At 55.2% G+C, this 2,279-nt stretch carries 2 protein-coding genes and 1 pseudogene; all 3 read right to left on the reverse strand.

The window, feature by feature from the left end; all coding sequences use genetic code 11:
- Positions 1 to 127 precede the first annotated feature (127 nt).
- A complete protein-coding gene (locus FHL16_RS35165; protein WP_371917171.1) occupies positions 128 to 841 on the reverse strand; it encodes a methyl-accepting chemotaxis protein in 714 nt (237 codons plus the stop codon).
- A gap of 144 nt (positions 842 to 985) precedes the next feature.
- Positions 986 to 2,011, reverse strand: a pseudogene (locus FHL16_RS35170) (HAMP domain-containing protein); the annotation flags it as partial.
- Positions 2,012 to 2,195: 184 nt separating this feature from the next.
- Positions 2,196 to 2,279, reverse strand: an 84-nt coding sequence (locus tag FHL16_RS34665) for a hypothetical protein (protein WP_008147067.1), incomplete at its 5' end; no start/stop codon positions are given.

Genomic DNA, 2,279 nt, shown 5'->3' on the forward strand with positions numbered 1-2,279 from the left:
GCGTATTGGCCAGAACCTCGGGACGAACGGGATACAGAGAAGCCGCACTCATCTTTCTTACCTCGGTGGAATAGTTGTTTGTGATTTGTCACTGTTTGCAGCCTGAGCACTCAGGCAATTGCGAAACTCAAATCCTGAAACGACTGAGCAGTTTGTCCTGCTGGCCGACGTGGTCCACCATCACTGAACATTGACGAACCTGTTTGTCCGCACTGCCGGATACCTCAAGACTGATATCGCGGATATTGGTCGTGTTGCGATTGATTTCTTCGGTCGTGGCGCTTTGTTCTTCAGCCGCCGCGGCGATCTGCAGGTTCATGTCATTGATACGATAAATGGCCTCGCGTATGCGCTTCAGGGTGTCATTGGCTGCGTTGGCATCCCCGGCAGTCTTGCTGGCCGTATCGCGGTTTTGCTGCATTTGCACTTGGGCGTGTTTCACGCCTGTCTGCAACTGGTCGATCATCTCGCGTATTTCCTGCGTGGATTGCTGGGTTCGCGAGGCCAGTGAGCGCACCTCATCAGCCACCACAGCAAATCCGCGTCCCGATTCGCCGGCACGTGCCGCCTCGATGGCCGCATTGAGTGCAAGAAGGTTGGTCTGGTCGGCGATGCTGGTGATAACCGCCACAATGGACTCAATGTTTTGACTGAGCGTGGACAACTCATTGATCGCATGACCTGTGGCGTCCATCTCTTCAGCTAAACGCTTGATGGCCCCCGTAGATCTGGAAACCAGAGCAACCCCGTCCGCTGTTTCCTCGTTAGCAGCGATTGCCGCTTCGGCAGCGGTTTGGGCGTTACGGGCGACATCTTCGGCTGTCGATGCCATCTCGGTCATGGCGGTGGCCAATTGATCCAGTTCTTGTAATTGAACTTGTACACGGTTGGCTGCCTGGTCCGCTTCGCATGACGTCGCTGTGGTGCTCTCACGAACGCGTTGCGAGCTGTTTTTCACATCGCCAATGAGCGCTTTCAGGTTCTGCAGGAACTGGTTGAACTCTCCGGCGACCAACGCAATTTCATCATTGCCGACCACGGGTAGTTGGCGGGTCAGGTCGCCTTCTCCGCGATTGATGTCTGCCAACGAATCCTTGAGTTGATCCAGGGGTCGCAGTAGCCGCCTTACCAGCAGGCCCAGCACCAACAGGCTAATCAGCACGCCCAGGCCGGTACCGATGACGGCACGCCAGCTCAGGATGTGGGCTGCGGCCATAACGATGTCCTGATCCAGCACCACACCGATATACCAATCCATGCCCTTGAGACCGGAGAGCGGAATGAAGGACACCAGGAGAGACTTCCCAGCGCTGCTGACCTGCTGAAGCTGACTGTCGAGAGGCAGAACGCTGCCTGAGAAAAGCTGGTTGTAGGGCTTGCCGTTCAGCTCGGCGTCCGGATGGGAAATAATGTTGCCACTTTTACTCAGCAGGAACGCATAACCGGCCCCACCGAAATCCAGTGTATTGATGGCATCGGCAACCGTAGTCAGACGGATGTCACCACCAAATACCCCGAGCAACTGACCGGCGTCGCTGATCCGCGCGACTGCCGATATCAGAATTTCACCCGTGGTGGAGTCCTTGTAGGGTTCGGTTAAAACCGCTTGGCTACCGGCTTTTCCGGTTGCGTACCAAGGGCGGGTGCGACCGTCATAATCAGGTTTTGGATTCCAGGAGGCAGTGTTCTTGATGGGTTTTCCATCAGACTCAAGGGCGCCGAATAACAGCTTGAATTCATCTTTCAAAATGGGCGAATCGATGATTCGCTGGGTCGCTTGCGCACTGTACTGGCGGTCGATCGCTTGGGACGCCAAATCCATCAGACGCAGTTTGCCGTTCAGCCAGTTTTCGATCTGACGTGCCACAGCATTGCTCGATTCGGAGATGCTCGCCTCGACCTGATGACGCAAAATCGTACGTATCTGCTCTACCTGAACCAGCGACAGAAGACTGGTTGTCACGAACAGCACACAAGCAGCCACAAGGCTCACCTTGTAACGGATTTTCATCGAGGACTCCAAAGGATCGATCAAGGGGAGCAGGGCATCCAGTCCTTGAATGTCAGGTTATCGAGGACGCCTTCGCGAGCAAGCCGGCTCCCACAGCGGGCACGCATTTCAAATGTGGGAGCGAGCCTGCTCGCGAAAGCTATTGGAAAGGGCGACACAGGATTACCTGTATCGCCGCCGATTTTTAGAAGAAGCCCAACGGATTGATGTCGTAGCTCACCAGCAGGTTTTTGGTCTGCTGATAGTGATCGAGCATCATCTTGTGGGT

Source organism: Pseudomonas sp. FSL W5-0299 (assembly GCF_005930655.1).
In the GTDB taxonomy this organism is placed as follows: domain Bacteria; phylum Pseudomonadota; class Gammaproteobacteria; order Pseudomonadales; family Pseudomonadaceae; genus Aquipseudomonas; species Aquipseudomonas mandelii.

Coding starts and splice junctions, on each gene's coding strand:
- FHL16_RS35165 (WP_371917171.1), bottom strand. CDS start 841: ATGACCGAGATGGCATCGACAGCCGAAGATGTCGCCCGTAACGCCCAA.